The following is a 24,800-nucleotide window of genomic DNA, read 5'->3' on the forward strand; positions in this document are numbered from 1 at the left end:
CAAGCATATTCATGTTCAGGGTGCAGAGGACGCTTACCAGCCGAACCGGGTCAGCAGAAACACTACAGATGGTCCGAAAGGCTTCGTGGCAGAGCGAAGCGTTTCGGACCATCTGCATGTTCAGCGGTCGCCCGTAGCTATTCCGGACGCGGCAATATTGATGCTCTTGGCCCATGTCTCCCCGGTCCTTCCCCAGCCAATCTGTCGGCCTCGCAAATCCTTGACCCGCGCGGGACTCATCGATTCGCTGGCCGCTTTTGGGAGAATTGCAGTGTGAGCTCTCGAACTACTTCACGTTTCGTCTCCGCCGTCCGCTCGGCCCTGACCGTTTGGTGGGTGCAGTGGTTGCTGGGAATAGCCGCCGTTGTGCTGGCCTTGCTTCCCTGGCTGACGGCCGAACCTGGAATCCAAGCCACAGCGGGGCAAGAGGCGGCCACGAGCCTGCTTCCCCTTGCGAGCAAGAAGCCCCACCTTCTTTTCCTCATGGGCGGCGCCTCGGCGCTGCTGACCGGCCTGGGCACCCGGCTGCTTGCCAACCGGCGTGGAAGGTGCGCGGTACTCTGTGGCCTTGGACTGCTGACGGGATGGACGGCGGCCATCTACCAATCCTGGACGGTGCTTCGCACCGCGGCGCTCGACGTGGAGCAGCTGGGCGTGCATCTCGGACTGACACTGTCGATGGTGGTGGGCGTATTAGTCCTCCATGCCGGACTGTCCTTGGCGCCCTTGGGCGGGTTCTGCATAGCCCTGGCGGTGTTGAGCCTGATGCCGGGGTACTGGCTCGGCGAAGTTCTGGCAGTGGACGCGGTGCAAACACACTTGGACTTCCTCGGACCCATAATGCTGGGCATCGCCTTGGGCTACCTGGGATTTGCCCGGGGTAGTGCCCTATTGCTGTGGTGCGCCGCGCTACTGGTGCAATGGATCATGCCCGCAGTGTTGTCGGTGGCTGCCAGCTTCTCCTCGTCCGCCGAGGACCTGCGGTCCCCGAACAACCTTTGGGCCGTCGGCCGCGAGCAGCTGCTCCAGCTTCACCACGTCTATCTAGGGTTGGGCACGCTGGCCACGGCCATGCTGCTTAGCGTCATCCTCCTCTTCGTGCGCCGGGCGCGACACCGATGATTGCCGCTCATGCAAGCTGTTTGATGACCCGAGCAGGATTGCCTGCGGCCACAACCCCTGCGGGAATGTCACGGGTAACCACCGCGCCGGCACCGATGACCGAGTTGTGTCCGATGCTGACTCCGGGGACGATGACGACGCCCCCGCCGAGCCACACATTATCCCCGAGTGTGATGGGCTGCGCGGACTCGATCTTGCTGCGACGCTCTTCCGGATCCAGTGGATGAGTGGGGGTGAGCAGTTGGACGTTCGGGCCGATCTGGCAATCGGCGCCGATCTTGATGGGTGCGACGTCAAGGGCCGTGAGATTGAAGTTGATGAACGTGCCTTCACCGATGCTGATATTGCTTCCGTAATCGACTCGCAAGGGTGGGCGAATGTCGACCCCGGTTCCCAGCTCGCCGATCAGGTTTTCCAGGATGCGGCGGGCGCTCGCCGGATCCTCAAGGTAGGCCCGCTCATATTCGTAGGTTCGGGACAACGCTTGCTGCGACAGCTGCGCCAATTCGGCGTCCGCGATGTATGGGTCACCGGCAAGCATTCGTTCCCGATTGGAGCGGGAGTCATCGGCAAAAAGCTCAGTCATGGCACCAGCATAGAAAATCGTTTCGCATCCAGGCCGAAGGCGCTGATGGAAATGCGCAGGGAAATCTGGTGAGCTGGTTGGCATGCGCATCGAAACGGATCCGCAGCAAGTTGCTGCTGCGGATGTCTACCACCTGTTGAAGAATCTCATCATTCCCCGCCCGATTGCCTGGGTGTCAACCGTGGATCAGCGCGGGACGCCGAACCTTGCGCCGCATTCCTTCTTCACGGTTGCCAGCGCGAATCCACCCATTGTTCAGTTCACCTCAGTGGGGCGAAAAGACACGCTACGGAACATTGAAGAGACAGGCCAATTCACCATTTGCTTCGCCTCTCGTCATCAGCTCGAGGAAATCAACGCCAGCGCCACCGCGTTCGAGCCCGGCCGCAGCGAATTCGCGGAAATAGCTCTCGAATCCGAGCCTGGCTTCCGTGTGAAGTCCCCACGCGTGGCTGGTTCCCCTGCCGCACTTGAGTGCGAACTGGAGCAAATCATTGAGGTGGGCGATTCCTTCCTGGTGCTCGGTGAGGTCGTGCACGTTGCAGTGGATGACAACGTCTGTAACGACCAGCAGCGCCCGGATGCCCAGCTGCTGAATCCGGTGGCGAGACTGGGTGGCGCCCAGTGGTGTTCCATCGGCGACATCATGAGCATTCGCCGAATTCCGGTGGAGAAATGGGACGAACAGCGAGCCGTCGCCGACTAAGCAAGCGACAATTCTTGCCGCACCACTTGGGGACTTACTGGGCGAGTTGCACTAAACAGAAAATGTGCACTTTCTTATGACGAACCTGACATAAAATTAAGCAGCCGTGACATTTCGAATCTGCTCGTCGCCCTTCCCCGCGCCGTGCTCGAAGGGCATGCGCAATCTTTTGGAATGCTAGGCAAGACTGGCGACCGGCTGTACTGAGGCACCCGGGGCGCAGAGCAGCCCCGGGTGAAAGTTGAATAAATGGCTCGCACACTACGCGGCACAGCGCTGCTGCTTGCCCTGTCCGTTGTCGTCGGTGGAGCCCTGCCCGCCGCTACGGCAGGTCCCGTCGCAGCGGCAGCGCTAGCTTCTCCTGTCGCATCTGCCAGCGTTGCCACAGCCAAGGCAACGATCAAGAAGAAGACCACTACCAACCTCAACCTGCGCCAAAAACCAACGGCCTCATCCAAGTCGCTTCTGGTGATTCCTACAGGCGTCACGCTGACCGTCCTAAAGAAGAGCGGCACCTGGGAGCAGGTGAAATATGCGTCAAAAACGGGTTGGGTCTCCGGCAAGTACCTGACTTCCACCAGCGCTCCGAAGGTTGCGGTGTATCGGTATGCGCAGTCGTATCAGGAGTTGCGGGCTTCGGCGTCGGCGAAGTCGAAGTCGCTGGGCGCGGTCGCGCGTAAGACCAAGGTCCAGTACCTGGGTGCCTCTGGTTCGTGGAGCAAGGTCAAGGTCTCTGGCAAGACCGGTTTCGTGCCTTCGAATCAGTTGGGGGTGAAGGCTCCTGCGGCTTCGTACCGGTGGCTGACTTCGAAGCAGACCGGGTATAAGAGCGCCAGTACCAAGTCGAGTAAGGTCGTGAGTTTGGCGGCCGGGACGAAGGTCGAGTGGTTGCGGTCCTCGGGTTCGTGGTCGCAGGTTTCCACGGCGAAGGGCCCCGTGTGGGTTGCCTCGAAGCAGCTGTCCACCAGCGCTCCGAAGCCTCCTGCCAAGCCAACTCCGCAGGCTCCCAAGGTCATTGGACAGCGCTGGTTCGTTGACCCCACCGCCGTTCGCAAGAGTGCTTCCACGACGGCCGGCTCGCTGGGAACAATTCCTGCTGGCCAGAAGGTGGACCTGCTGCAGAGCAAGGGCAGCTGGAGCCAGGTGAAAACCTCAAAGGGAACCGGCTGGGTGCCCACCTCATCACTCATCACCACCGCCTACACCCCGGTCAGTGGACAATACCGGTGGACCACCACGAACCTGAACCTGCGGTCGGGGGCCGGCACGATGTACAAGTCGGTCGGTGTGCTGCCAACCGGGGAACGCCTGACGGTCAAGGGGACCTCCGCCGGGTGGAGCCGGGTCCAAACCAGCAAGGGAATCGGCTGGGTCAGCAGCAGCTATCTCTCCTCCAAGGCCCCGGCGGCCACTGCGCCCACGCAGCAGCCGGCCCCGCCCAAGCCGCAAGCACCCCGCCCCGAAGCCATCCAGTATCGATGGACCACCGCCAACCTGAACCTGCGCACCGGGGCTGGAACCAGCTACCCGAGCAAGGCAGTCGTTCCCCAGGCCGAAAAGGTCACCTACCTGAAGGCGGACACCGGGTGGGCGTACATCTCCAGCACCAAGGGCACCGGCTGGGTCAGTGAACGCTACCTGAGCACCTCCGGCCCGGCGACGGTGCAGCCCGACACCCGTGCCGTCATGAAAGCCGTCCAACAGCGGTTCGCTGGCTACTACACGTCCATGGGAACCCTGCGCTCCGGATCCGTGGGGCACAGCAGTGGCCGCGCGGTGGACATCATGATCCGCAACTACAAGGACCCGCAGTCCATCGCCGCCGGTAACCGAATCGCGCAGTTCTTGCTGGACAACCGCATGGAGCTGGGCGTGGAGTACCTAATCTGGCGGGACAAGATCTGGCTGCCGACCACCGGGTGGACTGAGTACTCCAAGTCCGGAAAATACGGGACCCAGTTCACCGGCAATTGGAATGACACCACCTTGCACAATGACCACGTGCACGTGGAAACCTATGGCAACGCCGCAACCGGCGGCAAGCTGGACGACAGCGCGGTGCGCTGACCCGCTGCCGTGCGTGTCGCACCGGCAGACAAGGCCGTGCCCTTGGGGAGATGATGGAGACAAGGCAGTTCAACGTCCAGCACCCAAGGAGGACACCGTAGTGGCGAAGGAAAGCGGCACGCCGCAGGAATCGACGCTGATTGCACAGAGCGTGCAGGACTATGTCGAGCGCAACCCTGTTAAGTCGGGCAAGTATTCGGCAAAAAGGATCTTCGCTGGCCAGATGGTGCAGATTACCGAGATCGCATTCGACGCCGGGGTGGAGCTGCCCGATCACAAGGCCCGGACCCCAATCCTGGTACAGGTCATTGACGGGGAAGTCGACTTCACAGTGGGTGGAGAAGTCCACCGCCTGGGGGTCGGCGGCGTGATCCACCTGGAGGAGATGGTTCCCCACGCCGTCTTCGCCCCCGAACCGGCACGCATCACGGTCACCTTCCTCAACCGCTAAACGTCCTCACCCGGACGAAGGACGCCGCCGAAGTCAACGAGTGCCGTAATCCGCCCGGGAATGCGAAGATGAAGCAATGAGCGAATATACCGAACGTGTCGCCTCGGAGCTGATTCAACCCATCATCCTGCTGGTCGACAAGGAAGACCCGGCCGGCGAGGACGAAGCCATTGCCGCCGTCGCACTGGCTTCGATCGCCGCTTTCCTGCAGGATCCGGTGAACCCAGCCTGGCAGCCCTGGGCGCACGGGGCTTTCGGCAAGTCGGTGCGACGGGCGAACCCCAAGGCGTTCGCCAAGGTGCGGCAGGAGTTCCCCGAGCACGCCCTCATTGAAATTGGCGGTGCACAGGCCGCCGGGCTTGCCCCGGTTCCGGCCGATGACATGCCCAAGATCCTGGCCAAGCTGCAGGTCTCCGGCACACAGCTGCCGCAATCCGGCGGGGTGCTGGGCGGGCAAGTGGTGATCGTCCTGGACGCCTCCCTGGAGATGTCCACCGGCAAGGCCAGCGCCCAGGCCGCCCACGCCCTGTTTGCCTGGTTGCTGGAAGCCGACGAGGATATCGTGCAGCAATGGATCGCCGACGGCGCCACCCTTGGGGTGCGGCAGCTGAGCCGTGATGACTTCACCGCCAGCATGGAGCTTGCCCACGGCCCGGTGATTCATGACGCCGGACGCACCGAAATCGAACCGGGCTCGGCCACGGCCTACGTGCTGCTGGCCGGATAGCGTTGGGGCGGTAGCGCCCCACGGGGCAACGTTGGCTCTGGTTCCTTGCCGTCAGTTGTGCCAAGGTTGCACTAAGCGGCAGCGAGCGAAGGGACGCAGCAGATGGAGCACCCAGTCAACGGCGACTTGCCTCGGGGCGTAATTACGACCGGGGTCGATCAGCTGGCCGAGACCAATCCTTTTAAGCCGGGAAGAATTTCCCCGCACACCCATTACAAGGCCGATAACTTCCGGGTGACCGAGCTGGCCTTTGACGACCAGGTGGTCCTCAGCGAGCATTCCTCGCCGCACCCGGTGATCATCCAGGTAGCCTCCGGAAGCGTTGAGCTGGAGATCGGTGGAACGGTGCATCAGTTGGCCGCCGGGGCGATGATGCATTTGGAGGCGTCCCTGGAGCATTCGGTCACCGCCCTGGAGCAGGCGCGGCTGTTGTTGATCTTCCTGTACCACTAGCTGCGGGGCACACCGGAACCTTCACGGTTCGCCGTGGGGAATCCTTTGTCACGAACTTAAGGTCAGGTGTATCAAATTTGAATGTTTGACCCCTCAAACATTACTCTGGGGGTGTGGCACGCAGAGGTGCCGCATTCTGCACACTGAGAATGGAGTCGGGGTCCGCTGATGCACCTACCCGAAAGCTGGAAACGGCGGCACGCCGTGACCCGCCCAGCAGCGCTCGCACTGGTCCTGGCCTTGCTGCTGGCAGGCTGCGCGGCGCCAGCCAGCACGGATGCCAGCGCCGAACCCGCCGCCGATTCACGCCCCACCGTGCTCACGACGTTTACCGTGCTGGCCGATATCGCACACAACGTTGCCGGTGAGCATCTGCGCGTCGAATCGATCACCAAGTTCGGGGCGGAGATCCACGGCTATGAACCTACCCCCGATGACCTGCGCCGCGCAGCCGGGGCGGATCTGATCCTGGACAACGGGCTGGGGCTCGAAGCCTGGTTTGAGCAGTTCGTTGCGGACGTCGATGCGCCGCACGTGAACGTCAGCCAGGGCATCGAACCGATCGCCATCGCGCACGGGGATGCCAGCGGCCTACCCAATCCCCATGCCTGGATGAGCCCGGTCAACGTGCAAACCTATGTGCAGAACATGGCAGAGGCGTTTGCGGCATTGGATCCGCCGCACGCCGCCGACTACCGGCAGAACGCGGCCGCCTACCAGCGGGAACTGCAACAGGTGCACGATCAGCTGCTGGCCGACGTGGCCCACCTGCCCAAGACCAAGCGGGCGCTGGTCAGCTGCGAAGGCGCGTTCTCCTACCTGGCCCGCGATGCCGGGCTGCACGAACAGTACCTGTGGGCAGTGAACTCCGAATCTCAGGCCACCCCCCGCAAGGTGGCCTCCACCATCGACTATGTGCGTGAGCACCAGGTGCCTGCGGTCTTTTGCGAATCCACGGTCTCCGATGCCGCGATGCAGCGGGTCGTTGAGTCCACCGACGCCGTCTACGGGGGAGCGCTCTATGTGGATTCGCTCTCCGAACCCGACGGTCCGGTACCCACTTACCTGGACCTGATCACCCACGACACCCGGGCGATCGCCCGGGCCCTGAATGGAAACGGAAAATGACACCAGCAATCGATGTGCGTGACGCCACCGTGCACTACGGGCCGGTGCTGGCCCTGGACTCAGCCAGCCTGCAGGTTCACCCCGGCAGCGTGTGTGCGCTGATCGGCATGAACGGCTCGGGCAAGTCCACCTTGTTCAAGACGATCATGGGCCTGATTCGCCCGGACACCGGCACCGTGCGGATCAACGGAATGGATCCGCAATTGGCGCGCAAGCGGGCCGCCATCGGTTACGTGCCGCAGAACGAGGCGGTGGACTGGGACTTTCCAATCTCCGTGCGTGAAGTGGTGATGACCGGACGCTACGGGCGGATGGGTTTCCTGCGCCGCCCCAGCAAGGCCGATCACCGGGCCGTTGACACTGCCCTGGAACGCGTGGGCCTGGCCAAGCACGCGGACCGGCAAATCGGCCAGCTCTCCGGGGGTCAAAAGAAACGCACCTTCGTGGCCCGCTGCATCGCCCAGGAGGCGACCATCATGCTGCTGGACGAGCCGTTCGCGGGGGTGGACAAGCGCAGTGAGGGGACCATCACCGAACTGCTGCGTGAGATCGCCGCGGAGGGCGGCAGTGTGCTGATCTCCACCCATGACCTGCATGCACTGCCGAACTTGGCCGATGAAGCCGTGTTGCTGATGACCCGGGTCTTGATGCACGGCAGCCCGCAGAGCGTGCTGCAACCCGAGAACCTGGCGCTGGCCTTTGGCCTGGACCCGATGAACCGAGGCGGAAAATGAACCTGATCGAACTGCTCTCCGAGCCGCTGGGCTACACCTTCATGCTGCGCGCCCTGGCCGTGACCGTGATCGCCGCGGTGCTGTGTGCGGTGCTCTCCTGCTGGCTGGTGCTGATCGGCTGGTCGCTGATGGGGGATGCGGTCTCCCATGCGGTGCTGCCCGGGGTGGTGATCGCCTACATCCTTGGGGCGCCGTTCGCGCTGGGGGCGGTGGTGTTCGGGCTGCTGGCGGTGGCGCTGATCGGGGGACTGCGCGACACCAGCCGGGTGAAGGAGGACGCGGCAATCGGGATCGTGTTCACCACCCTGTTTGCGTTCGGGCTGGTGCTGATCTCCGTGACTCCCAGCCACCTGGATTTGAACCACATCCTGTTCGGCAACCTGCTGGGTGTATCCCGGGCAGACCTATGGCAGGTGCTGGCCCTGGGGGCGGTCACCTTCGCGGTGCTGATCACCAAGCGCAAAGACTTCACGCTCTATGCCTTTGACCCCATCCACGCCCATGCGCTGGGCATGAACCCCAGGATCCTGGGAGCGGTTCTGCTTGGCCTGCTGGCCATGACCTCGGTGGTCGCGCTGCAGGCGGTAGGGGTGATCCTGGTGGTGGCCATGCTGATCATTCCCGGCGCCACCGCGTACCTGCTGACCGACCGCTTTGGACGAATGCTGGTGATCGCACCGGTGCTGGCCGCCTCAGCCGGGGTGGTGGGCGTGTACGCCAGCTACTACCTGGACGCCTCGACCGGCGGCATGGTGGTGCTGGCCCAGGGCCTGATCTTCCTGGGGGTCTACCTCTTCAGCCCGAGGCAGGGGATGATCGCCAAATCCGTGCGCGCGGCCCGGCGACGCAAGGCACTGACGGCCCGCGCCTAAGCCGCGGAGACCCACACGGCGCCGGAGGCCCGGCTGCCCAGGACCACGGTCTTGGCCTCGGGCCCGGCGCTGACCTCGATGGTGTCCGAGAACGGATCCCCACCGGTGACGTGCAGCCGGGCGCCAACCACAATGCCGTGGTCGGAGAAGTACTGCAGCAGCTGCGAATCCGCATCCGAGATCCGTTCAACCACCACGTCGCTGCCCGGGGCGGTTTCCCCCAAGGGGTGGGCGTTGGGCATGTCGATTAGTCCGTCGGCGCTGGGAATCGGGTCCCCGTGCGGGTCCCGGGTCGGGTGGCCCAACAGCTCGTCGATCCGGCTGATCATGAAATCCGAGACCGCGTGCTCCAGGTGTTCGGCCTCCGCATGGACCTGGTCCCAGCGGTACCCGAGCATTTGCACCAGGAACGTCTCGATCAGCCGGTGGCGGCGGACCATGGCCACCGCGTAGGCGCGCCCGGTCTCGGTGAGACTGACTTCTCCGTAGGGGGCGTGATCCAGCAGGTCCTGCTGACGCAGCTTGCCCAAAGCCCCGGAGACAGTGGAAAGCTTCACTCCGGCCCGTTCGGCAATCACCGTGGGCGTGACCGGCTCATCAGACCACTCCTTGAGGCTGAAAATGATCTTCAGGTAGTTCTGCGCGCTATCCGAAAGCTGGGTGACTGACACGTCTTACATCATAGTCAATGCTGATTGGTGCCAGCTTGGTGGACAGGTCCAGGCGTGGCCGCACCGACGCCTTCCCATCGGCCGTGCAGGGCGCTGCCCTATTCTGGACACCATGGATTCACGCCAGCCCCAAGAAGGCCTTCTGCGTCGCATCGCCCCGGAGGCGAGCCTGCTGCTGGGGGCGGGGAGGGCCATCTTGCTGCAGCTGGCCGAACCGCGCATCGGCACCGCAGTGGTGCGCCACTCGAACTTTGTCGCCGACCCGCTCTCCCGGCTGCACAATACCCTTGCCTACGTCTACGCACTGGGTGCCGGCAACGAACGGCAGCGCGAGCGCGTGGTGAACTTCGTGGACGCCGCCCACCGGCCGGTGCATGCTCCGCGTGATCCGCGGCACGGGACCCCGGCCTACTCCGCCCGCGACCCCCGGCTACAGGCGTGGGTGGCGGCAACCCTCTACGATTCGGCAACCCTCGCCGCCCGGCTGACGCTGCCGGCCCTGGAAGCGAACGATGAGGAGGCGTTGTACCGCGAGTACGCGGCGCTGGGAAGCGCGCTGCAGATGCCCGAGGGTTTCTGGCCGGCGGACCGCGCGGAATTTGAACGCTACTTCCAGCAGATGCTGGGACAGCTGCAGGTCACCGAGGAGGTGCGCCAGCCAGCAGATGAGCTGTTCACCGGGCGCCACGCCCCCTGGTGGATTCGGGCGGTGCTGCCGCTGGTGCGGGATGCGACCATTGCCCAGCTGCCGCCGCGGGTGCGCGAACTCTACGGGTACCGGCTCACCCCCACGGTGCGTCGGCGCTACGGCGCGGTGGTTCGGGTGCTGCGTACCGCGAACCGGGTACTGCCCCGGGCGGTGCGCCATGCCCCGATGCACTACAGCCTGCGCCGCATCGACAAGGGGCGGCTGGGCTAGCGGTCCTGCTGCGGCAGGGTGTCCAGCGGGGTGACCAGACGCGGCAGGATCACCAGCAGGAAGATGGTCACCAGCATCAGTGAACCGCCGACCAGCGAGCCGATCTGCCAGCCGAACAGCACCTGCACCACGAACCAGACACAACCGCAGATCAGCAGACCCACCCCGATCCCGACGATCTTGACCACGATATGCCCCAGGTGCACGGTGGTGGCCTTCACCCGCTGCCCGAACAGGTAGCGGTGGACCGCCACCGGGAAGATCATCAGCAGGATCAGCAGCACCGAGACCAGCAGCAGCACCGCATAGATCACCTGTTCGCGCGGCTCAACGATCTCGAAGCGCGACTGGAAGGGCAGAACCACCAGGAACGCCGCCAGGATCTGGATGCCCGTCTGCATGACGCGCATCTCCTGCAACAGCTCATTCCACTGGCGGTGCGGCGCCTCGGGACTGTCATCGGGCATGCTTCGCCGTTTCCCCATATTCCGGACTCCTCGTGACAACAACACAGCGTGCAAGTGTCGAAAGCCTACCGCAAGCGCGCCGCCCGGCGGAGCGGCGTCCAGCGTGTTTCCTGCCAACGGACAAGGGTAAGCCAGTTCATTGAGCGGCCCGGGCGCTTGCGCCTAGGGTGGGGAAGGTGAAGACCTTGGACCAGCAGCACGACAGCATTCACCCCACCCCGGGCACCGACCCCGCTCCCGGACTGCCGGCGCCCGGCGCCACGGCCGGGCAGGACGGGTTCGTGCACGTGCGCGGGGCGAGTGAGAACAACCTGCAGAACGTGGAGGTGCGCATCCCGCGGGATGCGATCGTGGCGTTCACCGGGGTCTCCGGTTCGGGCAAGTCCTCGCTCGCGTTTGGCACCATCTTCGCCGAGGCCCAGCGCCGCTTCCTGGAATCCGTGGCCCCCTACGCTCGCCGGCTGATTTCCCAGGGCCACACCCCGAAGGTCGAGTACATTTCAGGTCTGCCCCCGGCGGTGGCGCTGCAGTAGCGTCGCGCCGGTTCCAGCTCCCGCTCCAGCGTGGGCACCCTGACCACCCTGTCCAATTCGGTGCGCATGCTCTTCTCCCGGGCCGGCAGCTACCCGCCGGGTGCGGCGCGCCTGGATTCGGACGCGTTCTCCCCGAACACCGCGGTCGGTGCCTGCCCGCAATGCCACGGGCTGGGCCAGGCCCACACGGTCAGCGAGGAGCTGCTGGTGCCCGACCCGTCCCTGAGCATCCGGCAGGGCGCGATCGCCGCCTGGCCCGGGGCCTGGCAGGGCAAGAACCTGCGCGACGTGGCCAGCCACCTGGGTTATGACGTGGACAAGCCCTTCGGGCAGCTGGCCCGCAAGGACCGGGACTGGCTGCTGTTCACGGACGAGCAGCCGGTGGTGGAGGTGACCCCGGAACGGGACCGCATCGAAAAGCCGTACAAGGGCCGGTTCTGGAGCGCCAAACGCTATGTGCTGCACACGGTGGCCGAGTCCAAGAGTGAAACCATGCGGGCCAAGGCCCTGCGCTTCCTGAAGACCGGGCCCTGCCCGCTGTGCGGGGGCACCGGATTCCGCCAGGAGTCCCTCGCGGTGCGCTTCGCAGAGCGCACCATTGCCGAGTTCAACGCGGCCTCGCTCACCGAGCTGGCCGAACTGCTTGATACCTATCAACCCCAGCAGCAGGCCACCGCCGCCGAGCAGCAGGTCGCCCAGACCATCGGCACGGACCTGCGCGCCCGCATCCAGGTGCTGCTGGACCTGGGGTTGGGCTACCTGAGCCTGAACCGGGCCACCCCCACCCTTTCCCCGGGGGAGATGCAGCGCCTGCGCATCGCCACCCAGTTGCGCTCGGGCCTGTTCGGGGTGATCTACGTGCTGGATGAACCCTCCGCGGGACTGCACCCGGCCGACGCGCAGCCGCTGATCCAGGTGCTCGGTTCGCTGAAGGAGGCCGGAAACTCGGTGTTCGTGGTGGAGCACAACATGGATGTGGTCGCCGCCGCCGACTGGATCGTGGATGTCGGCCCGCGGGCCGGACGCAACGGGGGACAAGTCCTCTACAGTGGCCCGGTGCCCGGGCTGCAGGGAGTTCAGTCCTCGGTGACCCGCCGCTTCCTGACCCCGCCCCCGGCCCCCGACCACCAGATAAGGCTGGCCAGCGGCTGGCTGGAACTGCAGGGGGTGAACCTGCACAACCTGGTGGATCTGCAGGCCCATTTCCCGTTGGGGGTCTTCACCGCGGTGACCGGGGTGTCCGGTTCGGGCAAGTCCTCCCTGGTCTCCCACGCCCTGTCCCAATCCGTGCAGGGCCAGCTGCGCACCGCCCCCGCCAGCCCAACGAACGCCGAGCCTTCCGAGGAAGCCACCGCACAGGTCGGTCGGGTGCTGGGCGCCGAGGCCCTGAACCGCTGCGTGGTCATGGATCAAAAACCTATTGGGCGCACCCCGCGCTCCAACCTGGCCACCTACACCGGCCTGTTCGAGGCGGTGCGCAAGACGTTCGCCGACACCCAGCTGGCGCGGGAACGCGGCTACGGAGCCGGCCGGTTCTCCTTCAACGTGGCCGGCGGGCGCTGCGAAACCTGCCAGGGGGAGGGCTACCTGGAAATCGAGCTGCTCTTCCTGCCCGGCACCTACGGACCGTGCCCCACCTGCCACGGGGCCCGGTACAACCCGCAGACCCTGGAGGTGACCTACCAGCCGACGGACGGCGCGCAGCCGAAGAACATTGCCGAAGTGCTGGCGATGAGCGTGGACGAGGCCGCCGAATTCCTGCACCAAATCCCGGCCGCCGCCCGGGCGCTGGCAACCCTGCAGGAAGTGGGGCTGGGGTACCTCAGCCTGGGGCAGCCGGCCACCGAACTCTCCGGCGGGGAAGCCCAGCGCATCAAACTGGCCACCGAGCTGCAACGCGCCCGGCGCGGGCACACCCTGTATCTGCTTGATGAGCCGACCACGGGTCTGCACCCGGCCGACGTGCAGCTGCTGGTGGCGCAGCTGCACCGGCTGGTGGAGCAGGGCAACACCGTGGTGGTGGTCGAACACCACCTGGACGTGGTCGCGGCAGCGGACTGGGTAATCGATCTGGGCCCTGCCGGCGGGGACGCCGGGGGACGGATCATCGCAGCGGGGACCCCGCAACAGGTGGCGGCCAACCCGGCCAGCCGCACCGGAACCTACCTGGCCGCCCGGTTCCCCGACCAGGACCGGCCCGGGACGAAGCCGGACGCCGGCTAGCAGGCTCGACTAATTGCCGGTGACCTGGGCGAACGGGGGAGTCTGCACACCGTCGGCGACCGCCACCGCCGGGTCATCACCCAAGTGGATCATCCGGTTGTGCTCATCCACGTGCACCACCGCCGGGGTGTAGGCGCGGGCCTGGGCATCTTCCATCTGCGCGTAGCTGATGATGATGACCAGGTCACCGGGGTGCACCAGGTGGGCCGCGGCCCCGTTGATGCCCACCACGCCGCTGCCGCGCTCGCCGGCGATCGTGTAGGTCTCCAGGCGGGCCCCGTTGGTCACATCCACGATGCTCACCAGCTCCCCGGGCAGGATGTCGGAGGCGTCCAGCAGGTCCTGGTCAATGGTGACCGACCCGACGTAGTGCAGATCCGCCTGGGTCACGGTGGCGCGGTGGATCTTGGACTTGAACATGGTGCGTTGCATCAGCTGGTTCTTTCCTGCAGGCAGAGCGAATTCTTGCTCACCAAGTTTACGCCCTTTCCACCCCGGGCAGGCTGCGGTACTGCTCACCCTGCCCGGGGCGGGGGGTTAACGGCCCCCGGCCAGCGCCTCGCGCAGCACGCGGTGCACCTGCCCGTCGGCCAGCAGCTGGTAGGCGGCCTCCAAATCGGCGGAGAGGAACCGGTCCGGACCCGGGCCCTGCACCTTGCTGCGCAGCAGCCCCAGCACCGCGCCGGTCACCGGGGAGGGCTGCAACGGCCGGCGCAGGTCCAGGGCGCGCCCGGCCACCACCAGCTCGATCGACAGGATGCGGCGCAGGTTCTCCACGGACTTGCGCAGCTTGCGGGCGGCATGCCACCCCAGGGACACATGATCCTCCTGCATCGCCGAGCTGGGAATCGAGTCCGCGCTGGCCGGCACGGCCAGGCGCTTGTTTTCGGCCACCAAACCGGCCTGGGTGTACTGGGCGATCATCATCCCCGAATCCACTCCCGGATCATCGGCCAGGAACGCGGGAAGATCCCGGGAACGGGCCGGATCCAGCATCCGGTCGGTGCGCCGTTCGGCGATGGACCCCAAATCGGCGACGGCAATGGCCAGGAAGTCCAGCACGTAGGCGACCGGGGCACCGTGGAAGTTGCCGTTGGAGCTGATCCGGCCGTCGGGCAGCACCACCGGGTTGTCGATGGCCGCGGCCAGTTCGCGCCGGGCGACGGTGGCGGCGTGGTCCATGGTGTCCCGGGTGGCGCCGGTGACCTGCGGGGAGCAGCGCAGCGAATAGGCGTCCTGCACCCGCCCGTCCCCTTCGCGGTGGGAGGCCACGATCGGGGAGCCGGCCAGGGCGTCGAACATGTTCGCGGCGCTGGTCGCCTGCCCGGGATGCGGGCGCAGCGCCTCGTGCAGATCGGCCCGGAACACCTGGTCGGTGCCCAGCTGGGCCTCCACGCTCATGGCCGCGCTCAAATCCGCGATGTCCACCAGCTCGCCCAGGTCCGCCAGCGCCAAAAGCAGCATCCCCAGCATCCCGTCGGTGCCGTTGATCAGGGCCAGGCCCTCCTTTTCCTCCAGCACCAGCGGTTCAATGCCGGCCTCGGCCAGCAGCTGCGGCACCGGGCGCAGCACGCCCTCGCGGTCCACCGCCTCACCCTCACCCATGAGCACCAGGGCGCAGTGCGCCAGCGGCGCCAGGTCACCGGAGCAGCCCAGCGAACCGAATTCGCGCACCACCGGGGTGATCCCGGCGTTGAGCACCTCCACCATGGTCTGCAGCACTACCGGGCGCACGCCGGTGCGGCCGGTCGCCAGGGTCTTGGCGCGCAGGAACATCAGGGCCCGCACCACTTCGCGTTCCACCGGCTCACCCATGCCGGCGGCGTGCGAACGGATCAGCGAGCGCTGCAGCTTGGCCCGGTCGGCCTGGGGGATGTGGCGGGTGGCCAGGGCACCGAAGCCGGTGGAGACGCCGTAGACCGGGGTGTCGCTGGCGGCCATCTGCTCGATGTGGGTGCGTACCCGCCCCAACTCGGCGAGCACCGCATCGGCGATCATCACCGGGGCCTGCTGCCGTGCCACGGCGATCACGTCCTCGGCGGTGGTCCCGCCGAGGTTCAGGGTCACTGCACTGTTTTCGAGATTTGCTTCCATACTTCACTTCCGCGGGACGAGAGCCAATGGGACTTACCTTCCATCATTGGCCACCGGTGGGGGCCATGGCTGGCGCCCTCGAAGTCGTTGTCCGGGATCCCGGACTTTCGCACCGGGGGATCTTCGGTGTCTTCCTTGGCTTAGCTGGCAGTTTCCGGGTTGGTCTTTACCTCTCGGCGGCGCCCCCGGCACCGTGGAGATGTTCAACCGCGGCCGATGAACACCACCCCGGGCTGCTGGGGAAACTGGCCGGGAGACAACTTTCAGGAAAGGTATGTACTCATGTCCGGAAATCTCTTTGCGCGCTCGGTCCATGACCTGACGGCCGCCGCCTGGTTCGGCGGTTCGCTGATGGGTGCCGTGGGCCTGAACGGAGCGACGTCCGAAGCCAAGGACGCAACCGAACGAACCCGGCTCTCAAGCCTGGGATGGAAGAAATGGGCGCCGGTGCAGACCGGTGCGTTTGCCGCCCACCTGGCCTCCCTGGGCCCGATCCTGTGGGAAAACAAGGGCCGGTATGCCACCCAGGACGGGGTGATGGCCTGGACGTGGATCAAGACCGGAGTGACCCTGGCCGGAGCCGCGGTGACGTTCTATGCCGCGGTACTGGGCAAGAAGGTGGATCAGCTGGCCGAGGAGGGGGCGAAGGGCGCCACCGAACCCCGCGCCGGAAGCTCCGATGAACTGGCCAAGGCCCAAAAGCAGCTGCGCCAGCTGCAGTGGGTGATCCCCGGTTTCGCGGCCACCGTGATTGTGCTCGGCGCCCAGCACGGGGAGATGCAGCGGCCCAAGAATGTGAAGCTGGGGCTGCTGAAACGCTAGGAAACCAGCAACGGGTCCTGTCCGGCACCCCCGAAGCCGGACAGAACCCGCCGGGCACCATGTGGGCGGGGGAACCGCGCTTGGACGCGGTTCCCCCGCCTGCGCCCTTTAGCGCGGTTGGGCGTGGATCCTTCGTGTTACGGGCGCTGCAACCCCTGGCGACACGTTCGCTGGTAACTTTGCGCCTCAACGGGGCAACAAAAGCAAACTTGGCATAGTCTGCCTACACCGGACGGTCAATGAAGATCATGCCGAAGGCACCGATGTCATGCGCCGTCCTTAACGGACCGTTAAAACTGTGAAACACGGCAGTCACCAAAGACCGCTAGGCTTCCCGGCACAAGGGTTCGTGCAGCACTAGGACGAGAGAAAGACCAGCACCGTGGATACCGGGTTAGCCAAGCCAGCCGTCAACGCAACGGGGACCCCTGAAAGCGCCTGGCGCCGGCGCAAGGACGCCTGGGAGCATCTGGGCTACATTCTCAGCGAGCTGGTGCGGGTCGTGGGCAACGGCTCGGGGGAACCCGAAACGCTGGTGCAGGAGGCGGGCAAGCTGATCGGGCTGATCGCTGCCATTGAACCGTATTGGGCGACCCCGGGCATCAGCTACTTCAATGAGATGGTCGCGGCGCTGGAAGCCGATGACTACGACCGGGCCATGGAGAAGGTATACCTGGTCAACCAGACTTTCCGCTCCCAAACCCAGTACATTGAGCCGGACACCCTGCACGCCGAGGATGAGGAAAACGAACCGACCGCACGCTTCACCCCGGTGGTCGAGGTGCTGATGGTCGACAACGGGCGGGTCGAGGAAATCGAGGGCTTCAAGCAGGAAATGCTTGACCAGCGGCGCAGCAGCGACGAGTTCACCTACAACCTGGTGGTGGTGCCCAGCGTGGAGGATGCGCTGGTGGCACTCATGATCAATCCGACCATTCAAACCTGCGTGCTCACCCCGCGCTTTGAGCTGCACACCCGGCAGAAGCTGAGCACCGCCCTGCACGGCTACATCAGCGCGCAGATGGGCGGGATGTTCTCCAGCGGCAAGCAGGTTGACCTGCTGCTGGACCTGGAACGCCTGGTGGAGCGGCTGCGCCCGGAGGTGGCGGTCTACCTGGTGGCCGGGGTGGCCCTGGAATCCCTGGCCCGGGAACTGACCGGCAGGTTCCGCCGCATCTTCTCCCGCAACGACGGGATGGATCTGCACCTGTCGATCATTGGCGAAATCCTCTCCCGCTACGAGACCCCGTTCTTCAACGCGCTGCAGCGCCACGCCCGCCGCCCGGGAGGCGTTTTCCACGCCATGCCCATCTCCCGCGCCGGATCGGTGCAAAACTCCCCCTGGGCCCGGGACCTGGTCGACTTCTACGGGATCAACCTGCTGCTGGCCGAGACCTCGGCCACCTCCGGTGGTCTGGATTCGCTGCTGGACCCGCACGGTTCGATCCGGGAGGCCCACGAACTGGCGGCCCGGGCGTTTGGTTCGCACCGCACCTACTTCGTCACCAATGGCACCTCAACGGCCAACAAGATCGTGCACCAATCGATTCTGGCTCCCGGAGACATCGTGCTGGTGGACCGCAACTGCCACAAATCCCACCACTACTCCCTGGTGTTGGCCGGCGCGCACGTGAAGTACCTGGAGGCCTACCCGCTGCAGGAGCACGCGATCTACGGGGCGGTGCCGCTGCGGGAGATCAAGAAGGCGCTGCTGGAACTGCGGCGGGCCGGGAAGCTGCACAAGGTCAAGATGATCACCCTGACCAACTGCACCTTTGACGGGATCATCTACGACCCGCGCCGGGTCATGGAGGAATGCCTGGCCATCAAACCCGACCTGGTCTTCCTTTGGGATGAGGCCTGGTACGCGTTTGCCGGATTCCACCCGATCTACCGCAAACGCACCGCCATGGCCGCGGCCCGCGGCCTGGAGGCGGACCTGTCCACCGCGCAGCACCGCCGTCGGTACGAAGAACAGGTTGGGCAGCTGCCCGAACCGGGCACGCATGAGGACCCGGCCAATGACGAGGCCTGGCTGAACGCCCGGCTCATCCCGGACCCGCAGGCCACCCGGCTGCGGATCTACGCCACCCAGTCCACCCACAAGACCCTGACCTCGCTGCGCCAGGGCTCGATGATCCACGTGCATGACCAGGACTTCGCCAGCCGCAACGCCAACTCCTTCCGCGAGGCGTACATGACGCACACCTCCACCTCGCCGAACTACCAGATCCTGGCCTCCCTGGACATTGGCCGCCGCCAGGTGGAGCTGGAAGGCTATGCGCTGGTGCAGCGGCAGGTCGACCTGGCCCTGTCCATCTCCAAGGCCATTGCCCGCCACGACCTGCTGCGCAAGTACTTCCGGGTGCTGGACAGCAGCGATCTGATTCCCGAGCGGTTCCGCACCTCGCGCAATACCAACCCGGTGCGCGACGGGCTGGCGGCCTGGGACCAGGCCTGGGACACCGACGAGTTCGTGGTTGACCCCAGCCGGCTGACCCTGGACATCAGCCGCACCGGGGTGGACGGGGACACGTTCAAGCACAGTTACCTGATGGACGGGCACGCCATCCAGGTGAACAAGACCAGCCGCACCAGCGTGCTGCTGATGACCAACATCGGCACCAACCGCAGCGCCGTCGCCTACCTGATCGAGGTGCTGATCAAGATCGCCAACGAACTGGAACGCCAGCGCCGGCTGGACGGGCGGGACGCCTACCCGGCCCAGCCCACCGCCCAGCCGCAGGTGCCGCTGCCGGACTTCAGCCATTTTGCCCCGGCCTTTGACGGGGGAGCGCAGAGCGGGGACATGCGCCGGGCCTACTACCTGACCTACGACGACCCGGCCACGACGTTCCACCATTCCCCGGCCATCCGCGAGCGCATCGCGGCGGGCCAGGAGGTGGTGTCGGCCGCGTTCGTCACCCCCTACCCGCCGGGCTTCCCGGTGCTGGTGCCCGGCCAGGTGATCAGCCTGCCCATCCTGGACTACATGGACGCGTTGGACACCAGGGAAATCCACGGCTACCACCGCCAATACGGGTACCAGGTGTTCACCCCCGAGGCCCTGGCCCTGGTGGAGCAGGACAAACGCGGCTAACGGGCAATACCGCGGCCCGGCACCCCTGAGACCCAGCTCACGCCGCGGCCGTGCGGCCGGTAGGCTGGGACGATGACTTGGACTGATAAGCACGTCACCGTTCCCGCCCGGCTGCGCCCCGGCGCTCAGGTGCGGGTGGTTGCCCCCTCCTGCTCGCGCAGCTATGTCATGGAACATGACAACACGCGCTGGATCAACGAGCGTTTCGCGGCCCTGGGGATCAAGCTTTCCTTCGGACGGCATGTGGATGAGCGCGACGACTTCGACAGCTCGTCGATCACCTCGCGCCTGGAGGACCTGCACGCGGCGTTCGCTGATCCGGCGGTGGACGGGATCATGAGCGTGATCGGCGGGTTTAACGCCAACGAGCTGCTGCCGTACCTGGATTGGGACCTGATTGCCGCCAACCCGAAGGTGTTTTGCGGCTACTCGGACTTCACCGTGCTGGCCAACGCGATCCATGCACGCACCGGGATGATCACCTATGTTGGCCCGCACTGGTCCATGTTTGGCATGCGCGACCATTTTGAACCCACTGGCCAGTGGTTCACCGCCGCCACCTCCGGCCAGGCATGGAGCATTGAGCCGGCCACGGCCTACACCGATGACTTGTGGTTCATGAACCAGGATGGGCGGCAGACGCTGCCCACCGACGGACCGTGGGTCTTGCGCGAGGGAGCGGGCACCGGACGGGTCATCGGCGGGAATCTGTGCACGCTCAACCTGCTGCAGGGCACCGGGTTGATGCCCCGGCTGGAGGGCGCCATGCTGTTCCTGGAGGACGACGCGGCCGGGGACATCCATGAATTCGCCCGCAACCTCGCCGCGCTGCTGCAGCGCCCCGACGCCGCCGGCATCACCGGTCTTGGAATCGGCCGCTTCCAGCAGGATTCGGTCGTCACCCGTTCAATGCTCCAACAAGTGGTGGACAAGCATCCGCTGCTTGACTCGGTGCCGGTGGTCGCGAACCTGGACTTCGGGCACACCAGTCCCATGTTCACCCTGCCCATCGGCGGGCAGGCCCGGCTCGCGGCAACACCGGCCCAGGGGCAGCCGGACAGGGTGCAGCTGCGGTTCGCGCACCGGCGCGAGCAGCTGGACCAGGCAGGCGGGAGCGCCGAGAACTGCTAGGCCGCGGCCGGCGGGTGCAGCGGCAGGCGCATGGAGACCGATGTGCCGTGCCCGTCACGCGAACGCAGGATCAGTGTGCCGCCGTGGCGGGCCACGATGACCCGCACCAGCGCCAGACCGATCCCGGAGCCGGGCATGTCCCGGGCGTTGGAGGCGCGGGCCAGCTCCTCCAGCACCAGGTCCTGTTCCTCCTCCGGGATCCCGCGACCGGTGTCGGCAATGTCAATGATGAGCGAGCCGTCCAGTTCCTGGGCGGTGATCTCGATGCTGTCCCCGGCCGATGAGTACTTGATGGCGTTGCTCAACAGGTTGTGCAGGCTCAGGCGCAGCAGGTCCGGGTCGCCCTGAATTGCCGGCAGCGGCCATGGAGCCTTGGGCAGGTGCAGGGAGATCCGGCGTTGTTCGGCGTCCCGGCCCTGGGGTCCTTCGGCCGTGTCATCCAGCACGTCACGCAGCAGCTGTTCCACGTCCACCTGAACGCGTTCAAGCTGGGCGACCTCCAGCTCGGCCAGCCCGCGCAGGTCCCCAACCAGCCGGGAAAGCCGCCGGGTTTGGGTGGCAACGCTGCCCCAACTGGCCGCATCGGGCAGCTGGTCCTCACTGCCGCTGATCACCGCCTGCAACACGGTCAGCGGATTTTTCAGCTCGTGATCCAGCCGCCGCAGCAGCCGCCGTCGGGCCTGGTCGCCCTCGGAGGTGATCTTGGCCCGCAGGTCCTGGATCTGCCGTTCGGTGCTGCGGCGCTGGCGCAGCACCAGGGCGCAGCCGGTGAAGGCCGCGGCCCCAAGGACCAGCGGCACCAGCCACAGCGGCATGAGGATGGACAGGTCCAATCCGCCGGCCAAGAAGAACAGCAGGATCGCGGCCGCCAGGGCGAGCACCGGGATGCTGAACAACGCGAACAACAGTGCGCGCTGGGCCCCGTCGGCGGCACGGCGGCCGGTGTCGGTGGTGGTCCGTACCCTAGCCACGGCGCACCTGCGCGGCCAGGCGGTACCCATGGCCGGGCACCGTTTCAATCAGGGTGGGGGCCGCGGCGTCATCACCAAAGGAGCGGCGGATTTCGGCGATCCGGTGGTCCACCGCACGGGTGGAGACCGCGAATTCAAAGCCCCACAGGGTTTCGAGCAGCCGTTCACGGCTGTGTACCTCGTCGGGCCGGCTCATCAGGTATTCCAGCAGCGTCAGCGCCTTGGGGGTCAAAGTGACCTCGGAGCCAGAATTCCATACCCGGCGGGCGGATCGGTCCAATTTCAGGGTGCCCCCGGCGTGTTCGGCCACCAGCACCTGGGCGTTGCCCAGCGACTGGGTGGCGGACTGCAGGCGGCGCAGCACCGCCCGGATCCTGGAGAGCAGCTCCTGCGGGGCGAAGGGCTTGTTCAGGTAGTCATCGGCTCCCTCGTCCAGCGCCGCCGAACGTTCGTCGGCCTCCCCGACCACGGTCAAGAGGATCACCGGAGTCCAGTCCTCGCGTTCACGCAGGGTGCGCAGCAGCGCCCTGCCATCCAGGTAGGGCATCATCACATCCGAGACGATGACCGACACCGGTTGGCTCTCCAGCAGCTGCAGTGCCTCGGCGCCGTTGCCGGCGGTATGCACCTCCAGTCCGCTGCGGCGCAGGTAGCCGCCCAGGGTGGCCAAAATGTCCTGCTCGTCATCGACGAGCAGGACCGAGGCGCCGTCGCTAGCGGTCATGGGCGAAGTTTCCTTACCGGTGGGCGGGTGGTGGACAGGATCCCAGCCTATTGAGCTTGCGGCCTAGAGATCCAGTTCGGCGCTGCCCACCGCGTCGTGGCGCAGCACGTTCTTGGACCCGTGGTTCTCCACATCCGGGTCATCCTCATAGGCCGGATCCCAGCCCACGTGGTTGCCCGAACCGCTGACCTCCACGTTGTCCAAGTCCTGCACGGCGATGACGTTGTTGTTCCCGCGCACGATCAGGTCATCAATCTCGGTGGCGGCAATCACCAGGTTGTCCCCGCTGATCACCACGTCGTCACAGTCGCCGGTGATGCTGATGACCGTGTTCTTGTCCTTGATGTACAGGTCATCGGCGTCGTTCCGGCCATGGTCCTCATCCAGGCACTCCAGCTTCTTGGCGGCGTTGGAATTGATGCTCTTGAAGATTTCCGAGAAGCTCGCCTCCTGGGCGCCCTTCGCGGCGGGGCTGGAGGAGGTGGCCGCCGGGGCGGAGGAGCTGGGGCTCGGCTGCGCGGTGGGGGACTGGGTGTCCTGCTCCGGGGCCGCGGGGCTGGTGATCGGTCCGCTGGAGGTTTCGGTGCCGTTTTCCGGTTGCACGCTCACACAACCGCTCAACCCGGCGGAGGCGAGCAGGAGGACCGCCAGCGAGAGTCCCGCGCTATGCATTGTCTTCTTTTCCACGGTGAACGACTCCTTATCGTCAAGGCAGGGATCCCGCCAAAATCAATCTTTCTACCCTTGAGCCTATGGGGTTTCGGTCCTGGGCAGGTCGCACCGCTGTTTCAGGGTTGTCGCAGTTTTGCGACAGGCGATCTTCACGCAGGTAGCGGGCCGCAGACGAAAAAGCGGCTGGCACCAGTGTCCTGGTGCCAGCCGCGCCGACCATCTGCCGGTCACACCCGTGGGCGGGTGGAGGCGGTAGTCGTGGGTTTTTCGGGGCCTACGATTCGTCGTCGTGCGCCGGGGTTGCGGTCGCCGCGCCCTGGTGGGTGGCGCCGCCCTCATCGGTCCAATCGTGACCGGTGTCATCGGAGAGCTTGGGGTCCGAGACGTGGTCCTTCAGCTTGGCGTCCTGCTCGTTGGTCTTGTCCTGGTTGTTCGAGGTGTTCTGCATGAGCCGTCCTCCTGATTCCGTGTGGTTGATTCAGCGTCCGCGCCGGGCTGGTGTGCGCCCGGCGGGCAGATCCGGCGTTGGCCTGATTCTAGCGTTCCGGCAGGGTTTCCGGTTCCGGCGGCGGTGGCGGGGCAGTGGGATCCAGCGGCGGCTGGGTCGGCCCGGTCGGGTCGGTGTGCGGTTCCGGTGGGGCCGTGGGGTCGCTGGGCGGTTCCATGGGCCCGGTCGGGTCATGCGGGGTGACCGGTGGCTCGGTGGGATGTCGGTGTCCGAACATTGTGTCCCTCCTTCGTTCTGCGGCGATCCAGCGGCGGCGGGCTGCCGACCCTGGTGCCGGAATCGATTGGACTAGCCACGATACTGCCCGCCCCGGGGCCAACCCGCACCCAAAAGCGCATTCCATGGGGATTGCCAGTATTGGCCAAAGGCGTTCCCAGCAGGCCCTTCCCGGCCTGCTTCCGCAGGAACGCGCGGCTTGCGAAGTGGTGGAGGAGGTGAACAACCGGGTAAAACCTTGGAAGCAGGTGAAAGAACGGGGCCGAGGTACACATCCTGGGCGCGGAGGGCTAGAGTTCAAATTAGGGCCCTTGGCCGTAACCGCCAAGGGTTGTTGGAAAGCAAGTTGAAGTGACCACCTGAAGGGGGAGCAAACCTTGTCTGATTCCGTAAAGAAGACACCAGCAGGGAAGACCAAGCGGGAAAACGCCGAGAACGGTTTCGTCGCCACCGAGGAGCTGCGTGATGCCCTGCAGTCGGTCCTGGTGAACCTGATCGACTTGCAGCTTGTGGGCAAGCAGGCGCACTGGAACATTGTGGGCCCGAACTTCCGCGACCTGCACCTGAACCTGGACGAGGTCGTGGACATCGCCCGCAAGGGTTCGGATGAAATCGCCGAGCGCATGCGCGCCATGCACGCCACCCCGGATGGGCTGGTGGGCACCGTGTCGAAGTACACCGAGCTGGAGCAGCCCACGAACGGCGAGATCCTGACCACCAAGGCCGTGGACCTGATGGTCGACGCCGTGCAGACCACGGTGGGTGTCATGCGCCGGGTGCATGACGCAGTTGATGAGGCCGACCCAACCTCGGCTGACATCCTGCATGACTACATTGCGCAGCTGGAACAGCAGGCCTGGTTCATCAGCGCCGAAAACCGCAAGCCATAACCCGGACCGGTTT

The 24,800-nt window shown here is 65.7% G+C and carries 24 protein-coding genes and 1 pseudogene; 15 read left to right on the top strand and 10 right to left on the bottom strand.

Translation table 11 applies throughout. The features are described 5' to 3' along the window. The first annotated feature begins 273 nt into the window (after positions 1 to 273). Positions 274 to 1,122 carry a hypothetical protein gene (locus tag FDN03_RS08325; protein WP_138175881.1) on the top strand — a complete coding sequence of 283 codons (849 nt, stop codon included), beginning with the start codon at positions 274 to 276 and terminating at the stop codon, positions 1,120 to 1,122. 7 nt (positions 1,123 to 1,129) lie between these two features. On the opposite strand, the gene FDN03_RS08330 is transcribed toward FDN03_RS08325, so the two are convergent. Continuing rightward, complete coding sequence (locus FDN03_RS08330; protein ID WP_138175883.1) at positions 1,130 to 1,708, bottom strand: sugar O-acetyltransferase; 579 nt, start codon at positions 1,706 to 1,708, stop codon at positions 1,130 to 1,132. An 82-nt stretch (positions 1,709 to 1,790) separates the two neighbouring features. Here FDN03_RS08330 and FDN03_RS08335 point away from each other — a divergent pair, with 82 nt between their 5' ends. The 8 genes from FDN03_RS08335 (at position 1,791) to FDN03_RS08370 (ending at position 8,846) form a co-directional block, all read left to right on the top strand. Further along, positions 1,791 to 2,414, top strand: coding sequence for a flavin reductase family protein (locus FDN03_RS08335; RefSeq protein ID WP_138175885.1), 624 nt, complete (start codon positions 1,791 to 1,793; stop codon positions 2,412 to 2,414). Positions 2,415 to 2,663: 249 nt separating this feature from the next. Beyond that, positions 2,664 to 4,481 carry an SH3 domain-containing protein gene (locus FDN03_RS08340; protein ID WP_138175887.1) on the top strand — a complete coding sequence of 606 codons (1,818 nt, stop codon included), beginning with the start codon at positions 2,664 to 2,666 and terminating at the stop codon, positions 4,479 to 4,481. A gap of 100 nt (positions 4,482 to 4,581) precedes the next feature. Next, a complete protein-coding gene (locus tag FDN03_RS08345) occupies positions 4,582 to 4,932 on the top strand; it encodes a cupin domain-containing protein (RefSeq protein WP_138175889.1) in 351 nt (116 codons plus the stop codon). A gap of 76 nt (positions 4,933 to 5,008) precedes the next feature. Further along, the gene (locus tag FDN03_RS08350; RefSeq protein WP_138175891.1) at positions 5,009 to 5,659 is read left to right on the top strand and encodes an aminoacyl-tRNA hydrolase; all 651 of its coding nucleotides are present in this window, start codon (positions 5,009 to 5,011) and stop codon (positions 5,657 to 5,659) included. Between the two features lie 102 nt (positions 5,660 to 5,761). Further along, a complete protein-coding gene (locus FDN03_RS08355) occupies positions 5,762 to 6,112 on the top strand; it encodes a cupin domain-containing protein (RefSeq protein ID WP_138175893.1) in 351 nt (116 codons plus the stop codon). Between the two features lie 168 nt (positions 6,113 to 6,280). After that, entirely contained in the window at positions 6,281 to 7,240 is a 960-nt protein-coding gene (locus FDN03_RS08360; protein WP_138175895.1) for a metal ABC transporter substrate-binding protein, read from the top strand. Beyond that, positions 7,237 to 7,974, top strand: coding sequence for a metal ABC transporter ATP-binding protein (locus FDN03_RS08365; protein WP_138175897.1), 738 nt, complete (start codon positions 7,237 to 7,239; stop codon positions 7,972 to 7,974). Before FDN03_RS08360 ends, FDN03_RS08365 begins: the two co-directional genes overlap by 4 nt. Next, positions 7,971 to 8,846, top strand: coding sequence for a metal ABC transporter permease (locus tag FDN03_RS08370; RefSeq protein ID WP_138175899.1), 876 nt, complete (start codon positions 7,971 to 7,973; stop codon positions 8,844 to 8,846). The genes FDN03_RS08365 and FDN03_RS08370 overlap by 4 nt, the downstream gene beginning before the upstream one ends. Here the strand turns inward: FDN03_RS08370 and FDN03_RS08375 are convergent. Beyond that, positions 8,843 to 9,517: a metal-dependent transcriptional regulator gene (locus FDN03_RS08375; RefSeq protein WP_138175901.1), complete on the bottom strand. Its 675-nt coding sequence runs from the start codon at positions 9,515 to 9,517 to the stop codon at positions 8,843 to 8,845. The genes FDN03_RS08370 and FDN03_RS08375 overlap by 4 nt on opposite strands. 112 nt (positions 9,518 to 9,629) lie before the next feature. On the opposite strand from FDN03_RS08375, the gene FDN03_RS08380 reads away from it, so the two are divergent. Next, positions 9,630 to 10,436: an oxygenase MpaB family protein gene (locus FDN03_RS08380; protein ID WP_138175903.1), complete on the top strand. Its 807-nt coding sequence runs from the start codon at positions 9,630 to 9,632 to the stop codon at positions 10,434 to 10,436. On the opposite strand, the gene FDN03_RS08385 is transcribed toward FDN03_RS08380, so the two are convergent. Next, complete coding sequence (locus tag FDN03_RS08385) at positions 10,433 to 10,903, bottom strand: DUF6328 family protein (protein ID WP_138175905.1); 471 nt, start codon at positions 10,901 to 10,903, stop codon at positions 10,433 to 10,435. The two genes, FDN03_RS08380 and FDN03_RS08385, sit on opposite strands and share 4 nt — an antisense overlap. Positions 10,904 to 11,145: 242 nt before the next feature. Between FDN03_RS08385 and uvrA the strand changes: the two are divergent. Next, a pseudogene (uvrA, locus tag FDN03_RS08390) lies at positions 11,146 to 13,659 on the top strand (excinuclease ABC subunit UvrA). 9 nt (positions 13,660 to 13,668) lie between these two features. Here uvrA and panD read toward each other — a convergent pair. Continuing rightward, positions 13,669 to 14,091, bottom strand: a complete 423-nt coding sequence (gene panD, locus FDN03_RS08395; protein ID WP_138175907.1) for an aspartate 1-decarboxylase — start codon at positions 14,089 to 14,091, stop codon at positions 13,669 to 13,671. A 105-nt stretch (positions 14,092 to 14,196) separates the two neighbouring features. Beyond that, on the bottom strand, positions 14,197 to 15,753 hold the full coding sequence (gene hutH / locus FDN03_RS08400; protein ID WP_138175909.1) for a histidine ammonia-lyase: 1,557 nt from the start codon (positions 15,751 to 15,753) through the stop codon (positions 14,197 to 14,199). A 282-nt stretch (positions 15,754 to 16,035) separates the two neighbouring features. Between hutH and FDN03_RS08405 the strand changes: the two genes are divergently transcribed. The 3 genes from FDN03_RS08405 to FDN03_RS08415 all read left to right on the top strand — a co-directional run bounded on the left by FDN03_RS08405 (position 16,036) and on the right by FDN03_RS08415 (position 20,806). Beyond that, positions 16,036 to 16,575, top strand: coding sequence for a hypothetical protein (locus FDN03_RS08405; RefSeq protein ID WP_138175911.1), 540 nt, complete (start codon positions 16,036 to 16,038; stop codon positions 16,573 to 16,575). A gap of 382 nt (positions 16,576 to 16,957) precedes the next feature. Further along, on the top strand, positions 16,958 to 19,675 hold the full coding sequence (locus FDN03_RS08410; protein WP_138175912.1) for an ornithine decarboxylase: 2,718 nt from the start codon (positions 16,958 to 16,960) through the stop codon (positions 19,673 to 19,675). A 72-nt stretch (positions 19,676 to 19,747) separates the two neighbouring features. Continuing rightward, positions 19,748 to 20,806 carry a S66 peptidase family protein gene (locus tag FDN03_RS08415; RefSeq protein ID WP_138175914.1) on the top strand — a complete coding sequence of 353 codons (1,059 nt, stop codon included), beginning with the start codon at positions 19,748 to 19,750 and terminating at the stop codon, positions 20,804 to 20,806. Here FDN03_RS08415 and FDN03_RS08420 read toward each other — a convergent pair. The 5 genes from FDN03_RS08420 to FDN03_RS08435 all read right to left on the bottom strand — a co-directional run bounded on the left by FDN03_RS08420 (position 20,803) and on the right by FDN03_RS08435 (position 23,898). After that, positions 20,803 to 21,777 carry a HAMP domain-containing sensor histidine kinase gene (locus tag FDN03_RS08420; protein WP_171021181.1) on the bottom strand — a complete coding sequence of 325 codons (975 nt, stop codon included), beginning with the start codon at positions 21,775 to 21,777 and terminating at the stop codon, positions 20,803 to 20,805. The genes FDN03_RS08415 and FDN03_RS08420 overlap by 4 nt on opposite strands. Then, a complete protein-coding gene (locus FDN03_RS08425) occupies positions 21,770 to 22,501 on the bottom strand; it encodes a response regulator transcription factor (protein ID WP_138175917.1) in 732 nt (243 codons plus the stop codon). The genes FDN03_RS08420 and FDN03_RS08425 overlap by 8 nt, the downstream gene beginning before the upstream one ends. Before the next feature lie 63 nt (positions 22,502 to 22,564). Continuing rightward, positions 22,565 to 23,188 carry a DUF3060 domain-containing protein gene (locus tag FDN03_RS08430; protein ID WP_138175919.1) on the bottom strand — a complete coding sequence of 208 codons (624 nt, stop codon included), beginning with the start codon at positions 23,186 to 23,188 and terminating at the stop codon, positions 22,565 to 22,567. Between the two features lie 259 nt (positions 23,189 to 23,447). Further along, on the bottom strand, positions 23,448 to 23,621 hold the full coding sequence (locus FDN03_RS16415; RefSeq protein ID WP_171021182.1) for a hypothetical protein: 174 nt from the start codon (positions 23,619 to 23,621) through the stop codon (positions 23,448 to 23,450). Positions 23,622 to 23,709: 88 nt separating this feature from the next. Next, positions 23,710 to 23,898, bottom strand: coding sequence for a hypothetical protein (locus FDN03_RS08435; protein ID WP_138175921.1), 189 nt, complete (start codon positions 23,896 to 23,898; stop codon positions 23,710 to 23,712). Between the two features lie 376 nt (positions 23,899 to 24,274). On the opposite strand from FDN03_RS08435, the gene FDN03_RS08440 reads away from it, so the two are divergent. Then, a complete protein-coding gene (locus tag FDN03_RS08440) occupies positions 24,275 to 24,787 on the top strand; it encodes a DNA starvation/stationary phase protection protein (protein WP_138175923.1) in 513 nt (170 codons plus the stop codon). The last annotated feature ends 13 nt before the right edge of the window (positions 24,788 to 24,800 follow it).

Origin of the sequence: Glutamicibacter sp. V16R2B1, assembly GCF_005774635.1 — a bacterium.
In the GTDB taxonomy this organism is placed as follows: domain Bacteria; phylum Actinomycetota; class Actinomycetes; order Actinomycetales; family Micrococcaceae; genus Glutamicibacter; species Glutamicibacter creatinolyticus.